The 947-nt window shown below is 50.7% G+C and carries 8 tRNA genes and 1 rRNA gene; all 9 read left to right on the forward strand.

The features are described from left to right. Window positions 1–79 precede the first annotated feature (79 nt). Window positions 80–195: ribosomal RNA gene (gene rrf, locus GJU40_RS20480) — 5S ribosomal RNA — on the forward strand. Window positions 196–213: 18 nt separating this feature from the next. Further along, a tRNA-Val gene (locus GJU40_RS20485) sits at window positions 214–289 on the forward strand. 1 nt (window position 290) lies between these two features. Next, window positions 291–366, forward strand: a tRNA-Thr gene (locus tag GJU40_RS20490). Between the two features lie 36 nt (window positions 367–402). After that, window positions 403–478: transfer RNA gene (locus GJU40_RS20495), tRNA-Lys, on the forward strand. 14 nt (window positions 479–492) lie between these two features. Then, window positions 493–576, forward strand: a tRNA-Leu gene (locus GJU40_RS20500). A 7-nt stretch (window positions 577–583) separates the two neighbouring features. Further along, window positions 584–658 (forward strand) — tRNA-Gly (locus tag GJU40_RS20505). 25 nt (window positions 659–683) lie between these two features. Beyond that, window positions 684–772: transfer RNA gene (locus tag GJU40_RS20510), tRNA-Leu, on the forward strand. Window positions 773–785: 13 nt separating this feature from the next. Further along, window positions 786–862, forward strand: a tRNA-Arg gene (locus GJU40_RS20515). A 7-nt stretch (window positions 863–869) separates the two neighbouring features. Then, a tRNA-Pro gene (locus GJU40_RS20520) sits at window positions 870–946 on the forward strand. The last annotated feature ends 1 nt before the right edge of the window (window position 947 follow it).

Below are 947 nucleotides of genomic sequence, written 5' to 3' on the forward strand. Positions count from 1 at the left end.
AACATGTTTTTTCTCAAAAAAAGTTGTTGCTTTTTCAACAATAACTTTATATAATAATCTTTGTCCTTGTGACAAATAGTCTGGTGGCGATAGCGAAGAGGTCACACCCGTTCCCATACCGAACACGGAAGTTAAGCTCTTCAGCGCCGATGGTAGTTAGGGGCTTCCCCTTGTGAGAGTAGGACGCTGCCAGGCGAAGCACGAAAGTGCTATGGAGGATTAGCTCAGCTGGGAGAGCACCTGCCTTACAAGCAGGGGGTCGGCGGTTCGAGCCCGTCATCCTCCACCATGCCGGTGTAGCTCAATTGGTAGAGCAACTGACTTGTAATCAGTAGGTTGGGGGTTCAAGTCCTCTCGCCGGCACCATTTTTACCAAATGAAATATTGCAAGCAGTGAGTTTAGAGCCATTAGCTCAGTTGGTAGAGCATCTGACTTTTAATCAGAGGGTCGAAGGTTCGAGTCCTTCATGGCTCACCATTTATATTGATATTGCGGGTGTGGCGGAATTGGCAGACGCGCTAGACTTAGGATCTAGTGTCTTTGACGTGGGGGTTCGAGTCCCTTCACCCGCACCAATATCATGCGGAAGTAGTTCAGTGGTAGAATACCACCTTGCCAAGGTGGGGGTCGCGGGTTCGAATCCCGTCTTCCGCTCCATTTATATGTATAGAGTTGTCTGCTTGCCGGGGTGGTGGAATTGGCAGACACACAGGACTTAAAATCCTGCGGTAGGTGACTACCGTGCCGGTTCGAGCCCGGCCCTCGGCACCATTATATGAAATATGCGCCCGTAGCTCAATTGGATAGAGCGTCTGACTACGGATCAGAAGGTTATGGGTTCGACTCCTGTCGGGCGCGCCATTATTTACGGGGAGTAGCTCAGCTTGGTAGAGCACATGGTTTGGGACCATGGGGTCGCAGGTTCGAATCCTGTCTTCCCGACCAT

This window comes from Metabacillus lacus (assembly GCF_009674805.1).
GTDB classification, from domain to species: domain Bacteria; phylum Bacillota; class Bacilli; order Bacillales; family Bacillaceae; genus Metabacillus_C; species Metabacillus_C lacus.